Source organism: Cellulomonas persica, from assembly GCF_007989825.1.
Lineage (GTDB): Bacteria > Actinomycetota > Actinomycetes > Actinomycetales > Cellulomonadaceae > Cellulomonas > Cellulomonas persica.
Window position 1 is genome coordinate 104,404 of sequence record NZ_BJUA01000010.1, and the last position, 16,603, is coordinate 121,006.

Below are 16,603 nucleotides of genomic sequence, written 5' to 3' on the forward strand. Positions count from 1 at the left end.
GGCGTCATGGCGTGCGTCGGTGTGCGCGAGGTGTCGGTGGTGCGCGCGTGAGCGTGGTCGCCGTCCTCACGGCCGCCGGCAGCGGAACCCGGCTGGGCCACGCCCTGCCCAAGGCGCTCGTCCCCGTGCGGGGCGAGCGCCTCGTCGTGCACGCCGCACGCTCGCTGCTCGCCGCCCGCGGACCGGACGGCCCGCTCGTCGACGAGCTGGTCGTCACCGCACCCGCGGAGCACCTCGACGACGTCGTGTCCGCGCTCGACGCGGTGCGCGCCGAGACGCGGGCGCCCGTGCGCGTCGTCCCGGGCGGTGCCACACGGCAGGCGTCGGTCGCCGCGGGGCTCGCCGCGCTGCCCGGCGCGCTCGAGGCGGACGCGGTCGTCCTGGTGCACGACGCCGCGCGGCCGTTCGCGCCGCCGGATCTCGTCGAGCGCGTCGCCGCAGCGGTCCGCTCGGGTCACGGCGCAGTCGTGCCCGGCCTGCCCGTGACCGACACCGTCAAGCGCGTGGGACCGGCCGACCTCACCGCGGCGCAGCCCGTGCTCGCCACGGTCGAGCGCGCGGACCTGCGCGCCGTGCAGACCCCGCAGGGCTTCCGGCTGGGCCTGCTGCGTGACGCGCACGACGAGGCGGTGGCGCACGCGCACGACGAGTCGCTGGCCGCGACGGACGACGCCGGGCTCGTGGAGCGGCTGGGTCTCGACGTGTGGGTCGTCCCGGGCGACGAGCGGGCCGCCAAGATCACGACCGCACGCGACCTGCGGGTCGCCGAGCTCCTGGGGGACGCATGACGCACGACGGGTCGACGGACGCCTCGACGGGCGCCTCGCGCCACGGCGGGCGGGGGTACCCGCTGCCGCGCACGGGCGTCGGCGTGGACGTGCACGCGTACGAGCAGGACCCCGCACCGGACGCCGTGCTGCACCTGGCCGGGCTCGCCTGGCCGGGTGAGCGTCCGCTCGCGGGCCACTCGGACGCGGACGTGGCCGCGCACGCCGCGGCCGACGCCCTGCTGTCCGCCGCGGGCCTCGGCGACCTGGGCTCGAACTTCGGCACCTCCGAGCCGCAGTGGGCGGGCGCCGCGGGGGTGACGCTGCTCGGCGAGGCCGCGCGGCGCGTGCGCGACGCGGGATTCGTCGTGGGGAACGTGGCGGTGCAGGTGATCGGCAACCGGCCGCGCGTGGGTCACAGGCGCGCCGAGGCCGAGGCGGCGCTCTCGTCGGCCGCGGGCGGGCCCGTGACCGTCTCCGCGACGACGGCCGACGGGCTCGGGCTGACGGGCCGCGGCGAGGGAGTCGCGGCGATCGCGACGGCGCTCGTCGTCCCGGTGCCGAACGCCGACTGACGCGCGCGCCGGGGCGCGATGCTGCCCAGCAGCACCCCGCCGACGACGAGGGCACCCCACACCAGCTCGACCGGCTCGGTGGGCTCGCGCAGCAGGAGCCACGACGAACCGATGCCGATGACCGGGACGAGCATCGAGAACGGCGCGACGACGCCGGCCGGGTAGCGTGACATGAGCGAGGTCCACAGCCCTGAGCCGCCGAGCGTCCCGACGAGGACGGTGAACGCGAGCCCGCCGATCGCGGCGAGGCCCGTCGGGCTCGTCAGGCCGTCGAACGACGCGGCGATGCGCGTGGGGCCCTCGAGGGTGAGCGACAGCGCGAGCAGCGGCAGCGGGGGGATGACCGACATCCAGAGCATGAGGCGCAGCGGCTCGCCCGGCGCGGCCTGCATCGCGCGGCGGTTGCCGAGGTTGCCGATCGACCAGCCGAGCCCGCCGCACAGCGTGAGCAGCACCGGGACGAGCGTGGTGCCGCCGTCGAGACCCGCGCGGTGGGACGCGATCCCCGCGAGCCCGATCACGGCGACGAGCACGCCGAGCGCCTGGCGTCGGGACACGCGTTCGCGCAGGAGCGCGGCGGCGAGCACGACCGTGAAGGGCGCCGAGGACTGCAGGACGAGCGACGCGAGGCCGGTCGGCATACCGACGTCGATCGCGCGGTAGAGGAAGACGAACTGCAGCACGCCGAACCCGGTGCCGTACAGCAGCACCCACCGCCACGGCGCGCTCGGGCGCGGGACGAGCAGGAGCGTCGGGATCGCGAGCATCGAGAACCGCAGCGCGACCGCGAGGAACGGCGGGAACTGCTCGAGCGTGAGGTGGATGGCGGGGAAGTTCAGGCCCCAGGCGATCGCGACGACGATGGCGAGCAGGCGGTCGCGCGTGGTCATGCTGCCGAGCCTGCAGGCCGTGAACTGTGAACCACAAGCGCATTGTCGTGAAGCGACGCTGTAGCGTTGCTACATGGATCCGCGTGCCCTGCAGACGTTGCGTGCCGTCGGGACGCAGGGCGGCGTCACCGCCGCCGCGCACGTGCTGCACCTGACGCCGTCGGCCGTCTCGCAGCAGGTGCACCAGCTCGAGCGCTCGGTGGGGGTGCCGCTCACCGAGCGGGTGGGACGCGGGGTCCGGCTCACCGCGGCCGGGCAGGCGCTCAGCGAGGCGGCGGTCGACGTCGCGGTCGCGCTCGAACGGGCGTCGGCAGCGGTCGACCGGCTGCGCGAACGGCCGGGCGGGACCGTGCGCGTCAGCGCGTTCGCGAGCGGCGCGCAGCTGCTCCTGCCCGGGCTCCTCGAGCGCACGCGGGCGCTGCCGGACGTGCGCGTCGAGTGCTCCGACGACGACGTCCCGCAGGCGCAGTTCGTCGGCCTCACCGACGAGATCGACGTGGTCGTCGCGCACCGGCCCGACGGCTCGCCCGGGTGGGGGCGCGACGTCGTCGTGCGGCACCTGCTGCGCGAGCCGCTCGACGTCGCGCTCGCGCCCGACCACCCGCTCGCGCGACGCGACGAGCTCGAGCCCCAGGACCTCGCCGACGAGGACTGGGTCGCGGTACGTGCCGGGTTCCCCGTCGCGCACGTGCTCACCGCGGTCGGCGCTCGCGCCGGGTCGGAGCCGCGCGTGCGGCACCGGATCAACGACTTCCACGTGGCCGCCGCGCTCGTCGGCGCCGGGCACGGCGTGACGCTGCTGCCGCGCTACACGTTCGGCGCGGACCCGCGCGTGCGGCTCGTCCCTCTCGCGGGCGTGCGTGCCGGGCGGCTCGTCGAGGCGCTGGTGCGCCGGGACAAGGCCGAGCGGGTCGTCGTGCAGCGCGTGCTGAGCGAGCTGGAGGCGCTCGCGTCACGGATCACGGCGCCGCCCGCGCGGGGCTGATGCGCGCGGCTGACGCGCGGGGCTGACGCGCGCCGCGACCCGCCAGGGTCAGGGGAGCAGGACCAGCTTGCCGCGAGCGTGCCCGGAGCGGCTGTCGGCGTGCGCCTGCGCGACGTCCGAGAGCGGGTAGGTGCGCGCGACGTGGACGTCGAGCGTGCCGTCGCCCGCGAGCTCGACGAGCTGCGCGCGGGCTGCGTCGCGCACCTGCGTGCCCGGGTCGGCGCCCGGGGCGCCGCCGAGCGCGAGGATGCCGAGCTCACCCGCGCGCCGGAAGCCCGCGATCGTCGCGATCCGGGTGCGGTCGGCGACGAGCGCGACGGAGGTGTCCAGGGCCTCGTCGGACCCGACCGTGTCGATCGCGACGGTCACGTCCGCGCCCAGGTCGTGCGCGGCCGCCCGGACGCGGTCGACGAGCCCCGCGCCGTAGGTGACGGGGACGGCGCCGAGCGCACGCAGGTCGTCGTGCGCGGCGGGGGAGGCCGTGGCGATGACGCGAGCCCCGCGCAGCTCGGCGAGCTGGAGCGCCATGCGGCCCACCGAGCCCGATCCGCCGTGCACGAGCACGACGTCCTGCGGTCCGGTGCGGGTCGCCGTGAGCGCGTGCTCCGCGGTGGTGCCCGCGACCAGGAGCCCGGCGGCCTGGGGCCAGCCCAGCGTCGCCGGCTTGCGGACCGTGACCTGCTCGGGGACGACGAGCGAGCGCGCGTACCCGCCGTGCACGGGCCAGGCCACGACCTCGTCGCCCACGGCGAGCCAGCGCACGTGGGGGCCGATGTCGGTGACGACCCCGGCGACCTCGAAACCGAGCCGCAGCGGCAGGCGCGCGGGGTCCGCGCCCGGCCCGCCCGCGTACTGCTTCCAGTCGTAGGGGTTCACGGCCGCCGCTCGGACGTCGATCAGGACCTCGCCCGGGCCGGGTTCACCGGGGTCGACATCGATGAGGCGGAGCGACTCGGGGCCGCCGTAGGAGACCGCCACGGCGGCGGTGCTGGTGTGCGACACGCCGCTCAGAGTGCACCTCCGCGCGGCGGGAGACCAGGGCTGGTCCGTCCCGTGTGCACTGAAACGGTTGTGATCACCCGCGCGAGTGACACGTGTCAGGTGCGTGGGCCGAAGACGCGCGTGAGGTAAGGGTTGTCGAACACGCCCGTCGGGTCCGCCTGCGCGCGCACGCGCTGCGCGTCGGCGAACCGTGGGTAGAGCTGCGCCAGCCGCTCGGCGTCGAGGCCGTGCAGCTTGCCCCAGTGCGGGCGGCCGTCGTGCTCCGCGACGATCCGCTCGACCGCCGAGAAGTACCGCTCGTGCGGCAGACGCCAGTACTGGTGCACCGCGAGGTAGGCGGTCTCGCGGCCGTGCGCGGTCGAGAGCCACAGGTCGTCGGCCGCGGCGAACCGGATCTCGGCCGGGAACGGCAGGCGCTCGCCCGACGACTCGACCCAGCGGTCGACCTCGGCGAGCACGTCGCGGACCGCCGCACGCGGCACCGCGTACTCCATCTCGCGGAACACCACGCGCCGCGGCGAGGCGAACACCTGCGGCGAGGGCGCGACGTAGGTGCGCGCCGACAGGCTGCGTGCGGCGACCGCGTTGAGGCGCCGGGTCACCGCGGGCACCGCCGTCGCCAGCCGGTTGGTCGCCTCGAAGACCGTGTTGGACAGCAGCTCGTCGTCGACCCAGCGACGCAGCGGGTTCAGGCCCCTGCCGGAGTCCACGCGGTTGTTGCGCTTGGTCAGCGCGCGCCGCGTGTGCGGGAACCAGTAGAACTCGAAGTGCTCGTTGCCGTCGACGAGCCCGTCCGGGCCGTCGAGCTGCTCGAGCACCGCGTCGAGCGGCCACGGCTCCTCGACCGCGCGCAGCAGGAACGCGGGCACGGTCTCGAGCGTGACCGCCGCGAGCACGCCCGCGCTGCCGAGTCCGAGCCGCGCGAGCTCGAACAGCTCGGGCTCGTGCGTGGGGGACGTCTCGACGACCTCGCCCGCGGCGGTGACCAGCCGGGCGGCGACGACCTGCGTCGCGAGGCCGCCGAGCCGTGCGCCCGTGCCGTGCGTGCCCGTCGAGATCGCGCCGGCGATCGACTGCCGGTCGATGTCGCCGAGGTTGCGCAGCGCGAGACCCAGCGCGGCGAGCGCGCCGTTGAGCGCGGCCAGCCGGATGCCCGCGCCGACCGTCACGAGCGTCGTGCCGTCCGGCCGGCGCTGCACCTGCTCGATCGCGTCGACGGCGTCGAGCGAGAGCAGCACGCCGTCGGTCGCGGCGGCCGCCGTGAACGAGTGGCCTGCACCCACGGCGCGGACCGTCAGGCCCTGCTCGGCCGCGGTGGCGACGCACGCGGCGAGCTCGGCGACGTCACGCGGGTGCTCGACCCGGACGGGACGGGACGAAGCGGTCCGTGCCCAGTTCTGCCAGCGCGCCCCCGGCGTCGTCTCCCCCATGGCGACGAGAGTGCGACTGAACGCTTGTCCAAGTCAAGCGCGGACGCCATGCTTGGCTATCGTTGTCGCGGCGGCACCGGTCGCGGGCGGGGGCCCGGGCCCTGACCGGTGCCATACGAAGGGGACCGCATGAACCGCATGCCGGTGGCCGAGCGGCGCGAGCAGCTCATCGAGGCCGCGATCACGGTCGCGAGCAGGGACGGCATCGAGGCCGCGACCGTACGCGCGGTGGCGGCCGAGGCCGGGGTCTCCCTCGGCGTCGTGCACTACTGCTTCCAGGACAAGTCCGAGCTGATGCGTGCGATGGCGCACGCCATCACGATGCAGAACGCCTCGGCCGACCTCTCCGAGGTGCCCGACGGCGCGACCGCCGACGAGGTGGTGCAGGCGTTCGTGGGCGCGTTCTGGCAGTCGATCTCCAGCTCCCGCGGGGCGCAGCTGCTCTCGTACGAGCTGACGACCGCCTCGCTGCGGCACGAGGAGCTGCGCGACGTCGCGCTCGAGCAGTACCGCGGGCAGTGGTCCGCGGCCGAGAGCGTGCTCGAGGAGATCGCCCGCGTCGCCCAGGTCGAGTGGATCCAGCCCGTGCCCGAGCTCGCGCGCGCAGTCGTCGCGTTCGTCGACGGCCTGTCGCTGTCGTGGCTCGTCGACGGCGACGACGAGGCCGCACGCGAGTCGATGCACCGCTTCGGGCAGTTCCTGTCGACCAGGACCGCGCCGCTCTCCTCCGCGGGCCACGAGGCGTGAGCGGGCTGTCCGGCCGGGCACGCCGAGCCGGGACCCTCGCGTTCGCGGCGCAGGGATACGTCCTGACGACGATCCTCGCGAGCCTGCCGGTCGTGCGGGACCGGTACGGGATCAGCGAGGACGACCTCACGTTCGCCGTGCTCGGCGTGCTGCTCGCCGCCGTCGCGGGCTCGGCCGTGGCCGACCGGCTCACGCGGCGCGCCGGCGGCAGCCGCGTCGCGCTCGCGGCAGGTCTGCTCGGCATCGCCGCGACGATCCCGCTCGTCGCACTCGCACCGACGTTCCCCGTCGCCATCGCGGCGTTCGCGCTCTACGGCGTGGCGCTCGGCATGGTCGACGCGGGGACCAACATGCAGGGTGTCGCGGTGCAGCGCGCGGCGGGGCGCCCCCTCATGTCGAGCTTCCATGCCGGGTGGTCGGTGGGTGCGGTCGTCGGCGCGCTCGTGTGCTCCGCGACGGTGATGTGGCTGCCCTACGACCCCGTGATGCTCGTCTTCCTGCCGGGCGTGCTGGTCGCCGCCGGGGCCGGGTGGCTGCAGCTGCGGGACGGGCAGCGCAGCGACGCGGTCGTCGTGCAGGAGCTGCTGGTGCTGCCGGCCCCGGACGCGGCCGGCCCCGGCGACGCGCGTGCGGCCCAGGCCGCTGCGCCCACGGGTCCCGGTGGAGGGGAGGACGGGGACGACGAGCGTGCGCCGGTCGCCGCCGCGATCCCGTGGGGCCCGCTCGTCGTGCTGGGCGTGTGCCTGCTCGCGTTCTACGCCGCGGACAACGCCGCCCAGACGTGGGGCTCGCTCTACGTCGAGAGCACGCTGGACGCGGCCGCGTGGCTCGGCCCGCTCACGCTCGCGGCCTACCTCGTCACCGCGCTGGTGCCGCGGCTGCTCGGTGACGGCGCCGTCCGTCGGTGGGGTCGCGTGCGCGTCGTGCGGGCCGCGTCCCTGATCGCCGCGGCGGGTCTCGGCCTCGTCGTCGCGGCGCCCGGTGCCGGGCTCGCGCTCGTCGGCTTCGCGGTCGCGGGGGCCGGGCTCGGGCTCGGTGCACCCCTGTGCTTCTCGGCCGCCGGTGCGCTCGACCCGGACAACGCCGACGCGGTCGTCGCGCGGCTCAACGTCTTCAACTACGGCGGCACGCTGCTCGGTGCGGTGCTCGTCGGCATCGTGAGCGGGTTCTCGTCGCTGCGCGTCGGGTTCCTGCTGCCGATCGCGCTCGTCCTGGTCATCACCGCGCTGTCCGGCCGGTTCGCGGCGCACGACGAGGCCGAGGCCGCCCGTCGGGACAAGGAGCTGGTCGCATGACGATCGGACGCCGGCTCGACGCCGCCACCGGGCACCTGCCCGCACCGCTCGCCGTGGTCGACCTCGACGCGCTCGAGGCCAACGCCGCCGACCTCGTGACACGCGCCGTCGGCACGCCGATCCGCGTGGCCAGCAAGTCCGTGCGCGTGCGCGCGGTGCTCGAGAAGGTGCTCGCGACCCCCGGGTTCGCGGGCGTCATGGCGTACTCGGTGCGCGAGGCCGTGTGGCTCGCCGGGACCGGCGTGACCGACGTGCTCGTCGGCTACCCGTCGGTCGACGCCGGCGGCCTCGACGCGCTCGCCGCCGAACCGGTGGCCGCCGCGGCGGTCACGCTCATGGTCGACGACGTCGCGCAGGCGGAGCTCGCCGCGAAGGCCGCCGCGGCGCACGGCACGACCCTGCGGGTCTGCCTCGACGTCGACGCGTCGCTGCGGGTGGGCCTCGGGCCGCTGCGGGCGCACCTCGGCGTGCGCCGCTCACCCGTGCACACCCCGGCCGAGGCCGAGGCGCTCGCCCGGGCCGTCGCGCAGCGCGAGGGGCTCTCGGTGCGCGGCGTGATGTTCTACGAGGCGCAGGTCGCGGGCATGCCCGACTCGAGCGCGGCCGTGCGCGCCGTCAAGCGCCTGTCGGTGCGCGACCTCGCGCGCCGCCGCGGACTCGTCGTCGACGCCGTCAGCCAGGCCGTCGGGCACCGGCTCGACCTGGTGAACTCGGGCGGTTCGGGCTCGGTCGAGACGTCGGTCTCCGACCCGACGGTCACCGAGGTCACCGCGGGCTCGGGGCTGTTCGTGCCCACGCTGTTCGACGCGTACCGCTCGTTCGAGCCGCGGCCCGCGGCGTTCTTCGGGCTGGACGTCGTGCGGATCCCGGCCTCGGGCTACGCGACGACGTTCGGCGGTGGGTACATCGCCTCCGGCCCGCCGACCGCGTCCCGCCAGCCGCGACCGGTCTGGCCCGCCGGGCTCACGCTCACGCCGCGCGAGGGCGCGGGCGAGGTCCAGACCCCGCTGCGCGTCCGCAGCGGGGCAGACCTGCGCGTCGGCGACCGGGTGTGGTTCCGGCACGCCAAGTCCGGCGAGGTCATGGAGCGCTTCGCCGACGTCCACCTGGTGCGCGGCGAGGCCGTCGAGGCGACCGTGCCGACGTACCGCGGCGAAGGCCGGACGTTCGGCTGACCCTGCGGTCGGCTCTGCGCGCACGTCCGACGAGGCTCGCGCCGGTAGCCTTGCCCGCGTGAGTCTTCGCCTGTACGACACCGCCACCCGCACGGTGCGCGACTTCGTCCCCCGGGTCGACGGCGAGGTCGGCATCTACCTGTGCGGTGCGACGGTGCAGGCGCCGCCCCACGTCGGCCACGTCCGGTCGGGCGTCGCGTTCGACGTGCTCGTCCGCTGGCTGCGCCGCAAGGGCCTGCGCGTGACGCTCGTGCGCAACGTGACCGACATCGACGACAAGATCCTCGCCAAGTCCGCCGAGGCGGGCGTCGAGTGGTGGTCGTGGGCGATGACGAACGAGCGCGCGTTCACCGCCGCGTACGACGCGCTGGGCGTGCTGCCCCCGACGTACGAGCCGCGCGCGACCGGTCACGTGCCCGCGATGATCGACCTGATGCGCACGCTCGTCGACACCGGGCACGCGTACCAGGCCGGGCCCGGTGACGTGTACTTCGACGTGCGGTCGTTCAAGGACTACGGCGCCCTCACGCGCCAGCCGGTCGACGACATGGTCCCCGCACCCGACGACGCGCCCGTCGGCGGCGCGAAGCGCGACGTGCACGACTTCGCGCTGTGGAAGGCGCCCAAGCCGGGCGAGCCCGAGACCGCGTCCTGGGACACGCCGTTCGGGCGGGGTCGGCCGGGCTGGCACCTCGAGTGCTCCGCGATGGCCGCGCGCTACCTGGGGCCCGAGTTCGACATCCACGGCGGCGGGCTCGACCTGCGCTTCCCGCACCACGAGAACGAGCTCGCGCAGTCGCGCGCCGCCGGGCAGCCGTTCGCGCGCTACTGGCTGCACAACGGCTGGGTCACGCAGGGCGGCGCGAAGATGAGCAAGTCGCTCGGCAACGGGCTGCTCGTCGACGTGGTGCTGCGCGACGTGCGGGCCGTCGTGCTGCGCTGGGCGCTCACCGCCGTGCAGTACCGCTCGATGCTCGAGTGGACCGACGACACGCTGCGCGAGGCCGAGGCCACGTGGGACCGGCTCGCGGGCTTCGTCGAGCGTGCTGTCGAGCGCACCGGTGAGGTGCCGGACGAGGACGTCGCGGCCGCGCCCCTGCCCGACGAGTTCGTCGCGGCGATGGACGACGACCTCAACGTGCCCGCCGCGCTCGCGGTCGTGCACGAGACGCTGCGTGCGGGCAACACCGCGCTCGCGTCCGGTGATCTGCCGGGTGCGCGCGACGCGCTCGTGACCTTGCGTGCGATGCTCGACGTCCTCGGTCTCGACCCGGGATCGCCGCAGTGGCGTTCCGCGGGCACCGACGAGCGGTACGCGCGCGCGCTCGACGAGCTCGTCGAGGCCCAGCTCGAGGCGCGTGCCGCAGCGCGCGCCGCGCGTGACTTCGCGACCGCGGACGCGATCCGCGACCGGCTCACCGCAGCCGGTGTCGTGGTCGAGGACTCACCTGCGGGCGCCCGCTGGACGCTCGCACCCCGATCGGAGGACTGATGGCCGGCAACTCCTCGCGTCGCGGCGCGACGCGCAAGGGCGGCAAGAAGGGCGCGACCGTCGGCACCGGCGGTCACAGCCGCAAGGCGCTCGAGGGCAAGGGCCCCACGCCGAAGGCCGAGGACCGCCCGTACCACGTGGCGCACAAGCGCAAGGTCGCCGCGGAACGCCAGGCGCGCGGCACGTCGGGGCGGCCGGCGTCGTCCGCGTCGCGCTCCGCCGCGGGAAGCAAGGGCGGTCGCAAGTCGTCGACCCACGAGATCGTCTCGGGGCGCAACTCCGTGCTCGAGGCGCTGCGCACCGGTGTGCCGGTGACGACGCTCTACCTCGCGGCGCGGCTCGAGGCCGACGACCGCACGCGCGAGATCGTCTCGACCGCCGCGGACGCCGGCTACCCGCTGCTCGAGGTCTCGCGCGCCGAGCTCGACCGGCTCACGGACGGCTCGGTGCACCAGGGCGTCGCGATCCAGGTCCCGCCGTACGCCTACGCCGAGGACGAGGACCTGCTGGACGCCGCCGCGCGTGCGGGTGTGCCCGTGCTCGCGGTCGCGCTCGACGGCGTGACCGACCCGCGCAACCTCGGTGCCGTGCTGCGTTCGGCGGGTGCGTTCGGCGCGCACGGCGTGATCGTGCCCGAGCGTCGCGCTGCGGGCGTCACCGCCGCCGCCTGGAAGGTGTCGGCCGGTGCCGCGGCGCGCGTGCCCGTCGCGCGCGTCACCAACCTCGCGCGCACGCTGCAGGAGTGGAAGAAGGCCGGCGTGTTCGTCGTCGGTCTCGACGGGGGCGGTGACGTCGCCGTGGCCGACCTGCCGTACGCGGGCGACCCGCTCGTCGTCGTGGTCGGCTCGGAGGGCAAGGGGATCTCGCGTCTCGTGCGCGAGCAGTGCGACGCGATCGCGTCGATCCCGATCTCGTCCGACGTCGAGTCGCTCAACGCGGGCGTCGCCGCGGGCATCGCGCTGTACGAGGTCGCCCGGCACCGTGCCTGACCCGGTGGCAGGAGCGCGGGCCCCGGAACCGCCTCGCGGACGTGCGGGGTCCGGTCGGCCGGTGCTCGAGATCGCCGTGCAGGACGTGAGCGGCGCGGTCGCGGCGGTCCGCGCCGGTGCGCAGCGGCTCGAGCTGTGCACCGCGCTGGCCGCGACGGGCGGCGTCACGCCCGGGATCGGGTTGCTCGAGCGGGTGCTCGAGGCCGTGCCCGACGTCGGCGTGCACGTGCTCGTCCGGCCGCGCCCCGGTGGCTTCGTGTACGCGCCCGACGAGGTCGACGTCCTGGTCCGCGAGGTCCGCGCCGTGGTGCGGAGCGGGGCCGCGGGCGTGGTCGTCGGCGCGCTCACCGACGACGGCCGGGTCGACGAGCGCGTCCTGGGGCGCCTCGCGGACGAGGCGCAGGGCGTCGAGCTGACGTTCCACCGCGCGTTCGACGCGCTCACGCCGGTCGCGCGGCAGGACGTGACGCCGGTGCCGGCCGACGACGCGCGTCCTCCGGCATCCCGCAGGCGCGGCGCCGCCGTCGACGGGCCGATGCTCGCGGCGGCGCTCGACGTGCTCGCGGCGCACGGGGTCACGCGCGTGCTGACCTCGGGCGGCGCGACGCGCGTCGGCAGGGGGCTGCCGCGGATCCGCACGACCGTCGAGCTCGCGGCCGGACGCGTGCAGGTCATGGCCGGCGGTGGCGTGCAGGTCGCGGAGATCGGGACGATCGTGGCGACGGGGGTCGACGCGGTGCACCTGTCCGCGTCGCGCACGGTCTCGGGCGACGGCGGGCCGGGCGCAGGCTCGGACGCGAGCTGGACGACGACCGACCCCTACCTCGTCGCCGCGGCCCGCGCCGCGCTCACCTAGCCCGGGCCGGACCGTGGGGCTCCCGTCACGCAGGCCCGTGCCGCGACGGGCGCGCGCGAGCGCCCGGGTGATCGTGCGACGAAGCCCGCCGGTCAGCCGATGAGCTGGTCGTCGTCGATCGCCGGGAACGTGTCGGTCTGGTCGCGCAGGTCGCCCGGCTGGATGCCGAGGATCGACTGCTCGTCGGGCCTGCTCGGCAGGATGTGCTTGACGTAGCTCTTCGCTACCTCGTTCAGCGGCACGTCGCGGTGCTGCTGCTGCGAGAGGTACCAGCGGTGGTCGAGCAGCTCGTGGAAGATCTGCGCGGGCTCGAGCTTGCCGCGCAGCTCGCGCGGGATGCTGCGGACCGCGGGCTCGAACACCTCGGTGAGCCAGTCGTGCGCGACGAACGACTCGTCCTCGGCCTGGCGGTCGGTCGCGGCTCGGTACTCGTCGAGGTCGTTGAGGAGGCGACGCGCCTGGTTCTCGCCGACGTCCAGGCCGGTCAGGCGCATGAGCCGACGCGAGTGGTGGCCGGACTCCACGACCTTCGGCTGGATGCGCACGGACGTGCCGTCGAGGTCGCTCGTGATGTCGAGCTCACCGACGTCGAAGCCCAGGTCGTTGAGCCGGTCGATGCGCGCCTGCACGCGCCAGCGCTCGCCGTAGCCGAACGACTCGACCTCGGTCAGCGCGCGCCACAGCTCGCGGTACCGCTCCGCGAGGGCGTTGCCGATCGCGACCGCGTCGACGTCCTCCTCGAGGAACTCGCCGGCCTGCAGGTCCATGAGCTCACCGATGATGTTGACCCGCGCGACCTCGAGGTCGTACTCGCGCTGGCCGTCGGTCAGGCGCTCGTGCAGGTCGCCCGTCTCGGCGTCCACGAGGTACGCGGCGAACGTCTCCGCGTCCCGTCGGAACAGCGTGTTCGAGAGCGAGACGTCACCCCAGTAGAAGCCCGCGAGGTGCAGACGCACGAGCAGCACCGCGAGCGCGTCGATGAGGCGGGTGGCGGTGTCGGGGCGCAGCGACTGGCTGAACAGCGAGCGGTACGGGAGGGAGAACTGCAGGTGCTGCGTGATGAGCACGGCCTCGAGCGGCTCGCCCTCGGGGGAGCGGCGCCCGGTGATCACGCCGACCGGCTCGACCGACGGCACGTCGAGGCGGCGCAGCTGACGCAGCAGCTCGTACTCGCGGTACGCGACCGTCTCGCCGATCTCCTTGATCGCGATGACCCGGCCGGACAGTCGCGCGAACCGCACGATGTGCCGGGAGATGCCGCGGGGGAGCGCGGCGAGCGTCTCGGCCGGCCACTCCTCGAGCGGGATGTGCCAGGGCAGGTCCAGCAGCGCCGGGTCGGGCGTGGCTGCCGTGATCTGCAGGCGCTGCCGGTGGGGGCTCATGGGTCAATCCTGCCAGCGTGGTCGGACGGTCGGTTCGTCGATGTGGCGGACGTGGCGCGCAGGACCCGTGAAGGGCGCGGCTCGTCCGGTGGACGACGAAGGGGCGGCAGCGGCCCGCAGGCCACCACCGCCCCTCCGGCGTGGAGCAGGTCGATCAGGCGAGGCGCTCGCCCGAACCGGCGTGGAACAGGTGCTGCTCGCCGGGACGGATCTTGATCGCGACGGTCTCGCCCTTGCCGGGCACCTGACGCGGGTCGACGCGCACGATGACCTGCGCGTCGCCGGCGCCCGAGTGCACCTGCGCGGCGCCGCCGAACTCGTTGGTGAGCGAGCCGTAGACGAACGCGTCCGAGCCGAGCTCCTCGACGATGTTCACGATGACCGGGACGGCGTCCGGCGTGCCGGCGGGCACGACGTCGACCGACTCGGGGCGGAAGCCGAGCGTGATGTGGTTCTTGTCGTCCTCGGTGAGCTGGCCCAGGACCTCGCGGCTCAGCGGCACGCGCGAGCGGCCGAGGTTCGCGTAGCCGTCGAGCACCGGGAACGTGCCGATGTTCATGGCCGGCGAGCCGATGAAGCCGGCGACGAAGACGTTGGCCGGGGTGTCGTACATCTCGCGCGGCGTGCCGACCTGCTGCAGGAGGCCGTCCTTGAGGACCGCGATGCGGTCACCCATGGTGAGGGCCTCGGTCTGGTCGTGCGTGACGTAGACCGTGGTGACGCCGAGGCGGCGCTGCAGCGACGCGATCTGCGTACGCGTCTGCACGCGGAGCTTGGCGTCGAGGTTCGACAGCGGCTCGTCCATGAGGAACACCTGCGGCTGACGCACGATCGCGCGGCCCATGGCGACACGCTGACGCTGACCACCCGAGAGGGCCTTCGGCTTGCGGTCGAGGTACTCGGTGAGGTCGAGGATCTTGGCGGCCTCCTCGACGCGCTGGCGGATCTCCGCCTTCGGCGTGCCGGCGATCTTGAGCGCGAAGCCCATGTTGTCGGCGACCGTCATGTGCGGGTACAGCGCGTAGTTCTGGAACACCATGGCGATGTCGCGGTCCTTCGGCTGGACGTCCGTGACGTCGCGGTCGCCGATGAGGATGCGGCCGGCGTTGACGTCCTCGAGGCCCGCGAGCATGCGCAGCGACGTCGACTTGCCACAGCCCGAGGGGCCGACGAGGACGAGGAACTCGCCGTCCTCGATGTGGAGGTTGAGGGCGTCCACCGCGGGACGCTCGGTGCCCGGGTAGACCCGGGTCGCGTGGTCGAACGTGACAGTAGCCATGGCGCTACCAATCCCTTCACCGGCAGGTACGTGCCGGACGATCCGTTGTGGAGGGTGTTCAGTGTCTTCACTGACACAGACCGGTGCGGGAGGACCCGCGCCGGTCTGGGGTCATCCTGCCACACGCTGGTGAGGTGACTCACCGGGAGGTCCCATGCGCTGACCCGACCGAGGTGCTACGCGTCTCGTCGGCAGGCGGGCCCCGCCCGTCGTCAGTACCCGGAGACGGTCAGGCCCGACGACGGCACGAGGAACGAGGCGGGTCCGGCCGACGGGACGTCGGCGACGAGGCCCGCGTCGAGGACCCAGGGCTGGCGCTCGGACGTGTCCCCGAAGGTCGCCATCCAGCGCTGCGTGCCGTCCTCGAGGTCGTGCGCGTGCAGGTCGAGCGTCTCGTCGACCGTGATCACGGTCCGCCCGTCGGTCGCGAGCCGGCACGTCGGCCAGCGGCCCGTGAGGTCCGCGTGCCACAGCGTGCTCCCGTCGCCCGCGTCCAGCGCCAGCAGGTCGTCGTCGGTGCAGACGTACAGCCGACCCCCGAGCAGGAGCGACGAGCGCACGACGAGCTCGCGGGTCCAGACGACCTGCGCGGTCGCCGTCGAGCGGGCGACGAGCGTGTGTTCCTCGCCCGCGCCGTCGTCCCGGCCCGACGTGAACCACACGACCTGCGGCGCGCTGCCGTCGTCGACCTGCAACGGGAGTGTCCGGGTGCCCGCGAGGTCCGCGGAGCCCTCGGTCCCGACGAGCGTCAGGTCGTCCGCAGCGGGGACGTCGCCGGACTCGTCCACGAACACCACCGGGTTCTCGACCACCGCACCTCCGCGGGCCGGTGACGCGGTGGTGGCAGGTGCGCCTCCCTCACGCACGAGCGAGCCCTCGTCGTCCAGGACCCACCAGTGGTCCTGCACCGACAGCACGACACCGACGGGTCCCGTGCCGATGGGGCTCGCGTGCACGGACGCGGAGTACGTCATGCCGTCCCGCTCGACGGGCTCGTCCGCCTCCCACGTCCAGGCGGGCTCGCCCGTCGGGGTGGTCGCCTCGAGCGACCACGTCTCCGCGCCCTCGTCGTCGCGTTCGGCGGCGGCGGTCACGACGAGGTCGCCCGCGGTCGTCCACGCCTCGGCGACGAGCCCTCGCTCGTCGACGACCGAGCCGTCCGACGTCCGCAGCACGACGAGCTGCTCGGGTTCGGTCCGGGGGACGCGGGTGACGCCCGGACCGATCGCGCACGCCACGAGCTCGCCCCAGCGCGCGGTCCCCGGCTCGCCGAGCGCGCGGCACGACACCTGCGCCGGGACGTCGTCGAGACGCGTGACGGTGGCGGTGGCCGCCGAGAGGGCGACGGTCGTCGACCACGCGCGCTGCGCCGTCGCGCGGTCGTGGGCAGTGATCGTCGCGGACGACTCGTCGGTGGTCGTGCCCACAGCGACCGGCCCGGCCGGGGACAGCAGCCACGGGTCGACGTCAGGCACCTGCGCGAGCGCGACCGGCTCGCTCAGGGGCACCAGGACGCCCGGCACGTGGTCGAACCGCGTCAGGTGCGCGATGCGCCGCTCGTCCAGCACGTGCTGGCCCCCCGCCGCTGCCGCGACGAGCAGCACCACGCCCAGCGCGAGCCACCACAGCGCACGCCTGCGTCGGGGAGCCTCGTCGCCGGGCGGCGTGCTCCCGGTCTCGCCCGAGCCGGGTTCGGGCTCGTGCTCGACCAGCTCGACCTCGATGCGCGACACGGGTGG

At 74.8% G+C, this 16,603-nt stretch carries 14 protein-coding genes and 1 pseudogene; 9 read left to right on the forward strand and 6 right to left on the reverse strand.

The window, feature by feature from the left end; all coding sequences use genetic code 11:
- The first annotated feature begins 47 nt into the window (after positions 1-47).
- Positions 48-788: a 2-C-methyl-D-erythritol 4-phosphate cytidylyltransferase gene (ispD, locus tag CPE01_RS11305; protein WP_146806768.1), complete on the forward strand. Its 741-nt coding sequence runs from the start codon at positions 48-50 to the stop codon at positions 786-788.
- Positions 785-1,261: pseudogene (locus tag CPE01_RS11310) on the forward strand (2-C-methyl-D-erythritol 2,4-cyclodiphosphate synthase); the annotation flags it as partial. The gene ispD and the pseudogene CPE01_RS11310, both read left to right, overlap by 4 nt.
- Here the strand turns inward: CPE01_RS11310 and CPE01_RS11315 are convergent.
- Positions 1,183-2,232 (reverse strand): EamA family transporter, encoded by a 1,050-nt coding sequence (locus CPE01_RS11315; protein ID WP_443092629.1) that lies wholly within the window; start codon positions 2,230-2,232, stop codon positions 1,183-1,185. The pseudogene CPE01_RS11310 and the gene CPE01_RS11315 sit on opposite strands and share 79 nt — an antisense overlap.
- Positions 2,233-2,305: 73 nt before the next feature.
- On the opposite strand from CPE01_RS11315, the gene CPE01_RS11320 reads away from it, so the two are divergent.
- The gene (locus CPE01_RS11320; RefSeq protein ID WP_146806771.1) at positions 2,306-3,217 is read left to right on the forward strand and encodes a LysR family transcriptional regulator; all 912 of its coding nucleotides are present in this window, start codon (positions 2,306-2,308) and stop codon (positions 3,215-3,217) included.
- 48 nt (positions 3,218-3,265) lie between these two features.
- On the opposite strand, the gene CPE01_RS11325 is transcribed toward CPE01_RS11320, so the two are convergent.
- Both CPE01_RS11325 and CPE01_RS11330 read right to left on the reverse strand, forming a co-directional pair.
- Complete coding sequence (locus CPE01_RS11325; RefSeq protein ID WP_146806773.1) at positions 3,266-4,219, reverse strand: quinone oxidoreductase family protein; 954 nt, start codon at positions 4,217-4,219, stop codon at positions 3,266-3,268.
- A 95-nt stretch (positions 4,220-4,314) separates the two neighbouring features.
- Entirely contained in the window at positions 4,315-5,649 is a 1,335-nt protein-coding gene (locus CPE01_RS11330; protein ID WP_146806774.1) for a D-arabinono-1,4-lactone oxidase, read from the reverse strand.
- 129 nt (positions 5,650-5,778) lie between these two features.
- Between CPE01_RS11330 and CPE01_RS11335 the strand changes: the two genes are divergently transcribed.
- The 6 genes from CPE01_RS11335 (at position 5,779) to CPE01_RS11360 (ending at position 12,203) form a co-directional block, all read left to right on the forward strand.
- Positions 5,779-6,396 (forward strand): TetR/AcrR family transcriptional regulator, encoded by a 618-nt coding sequence (locus CPE01_RS11335; RefSeq protein WP_146806775.1) that lies wholly within the window; start codon positions 5,779-5,781, stop codon positions 6,394-6,396.
- Positions 6,393-7,691, forward strand: a complete 1,299-nt coding sequence (locus CPE01_RS11340) for an MFS transporter (protein ID WP_146806777.1) — start codon at positions 6,393-6,395, stop codon at positions 7,689-7,691. The genes CPE01_RS11335 and CPE01_RS11340 overlap by 4 nt, the downstream gene beginning before the upstream one ends.
- Positions 7,688-8,866 carry an alanine racemase gene (locus tag CPE01_RS11345; protein ID WP_146806779.1) on the forward strand — a complete coding sequence of 393 codons (1,179 nt, stop codon included), beginning with the start codon at positions 7,688-7,690 and terminating at the stop codon, positions 8,864-8,866. Before CPE01_RS11340 ends, CPE01_RS11345 begins: the two co-directional genes overlap by 4 nt.
- A 58-nt stretch (positions 8,867-8,924) precedes the next feature.
- The gene (cysS, locus tag CPE01_RS11350; protein ID WP_146806781.1) at positions 8,925-10,358 is read left to right on the forward strand and encodes a cysteine--tRNA ligase; all 1,434 of its coding nucleotides are present in this window, start codon (positions 8,925-8,927) and stop codon (positions 10,356-10,358) included.
- Entirely contained in the window at positions 10,358-11,347 is a 990-nt protein-coding gene (gene rlmB / locus CPE01_RS11355) for a 23S rRNA (guanosine(2251)-2'-O)-methyltransferase RlmB (protein ID WP_146806783.1), read from the forward strand. Before cysS ends, rlmB begins: the two co-directional genes overlap by 1 nt.
- A gap of 61 nt (positions 11,348-11,408) precedes the next feature.
- On the forward strand, positions 11,409-12,203 hold the full coding sequence (locus CPE01_RS11360) for a copper homeostasis protein CutC (RefSeq protein ID WP_146806785.1): 795 nt from the start codon (positions 11,409-11,411) through the stop codon (positions 12,201-12,203).
- A gap of 92 nt (positions 12,204-12,295) precedes the next feature.
- Here the strand turns inward: CPE01_RS11360 and CPE01_RS11365 are convergent, their stop codons facing one another.
- The 3 genes from CPE01_RS11365 to CPE01_RS11375 all read right to left on the reverse strand — a co-directional run bounded on the left by CPE01_RS11365 (position 12,296) and on the right by CPE01_RS11375 (position 16,597).
- Entirely contained in the window at positions 12,296-13,585 is a 1,290-nt protein-coding gene (locus CPE01_RS11365) for a DUF4032 domain-containing protein (protein WP_146806787.1), read from the reverse strand.
- A gap of 154 nt (positions 13,586-13,739) precedes the next feature.
- Complete coding sequence (locus CPE01_RS11370; protein ID WP_146806789.1) at positions 13,740-14,864, reverse strand: ABC transporter ATP-binding protein; 1,125 nt, start codon at positions 14,862-14,864, stop codon at positions 13,740-13,742.
- A 212-nt stretch (positions 14,865-15,076) separates the two neighbouring features.
- Positions 15,077-16,597: an outer membrane protein assembly factor BamB family protein gene (locus CPE01_RS11375; RefSeq protein ID WP_146806791.1), complete on the reverse strand. Its 1,521-nt coding sequence runs from the start codon at positions 16,595-16,597 to the stop codon at positions 15,077-15,079.
- Between the last annotated feature and the right edge of the window lie 6 nt (positions 16,598-16,603).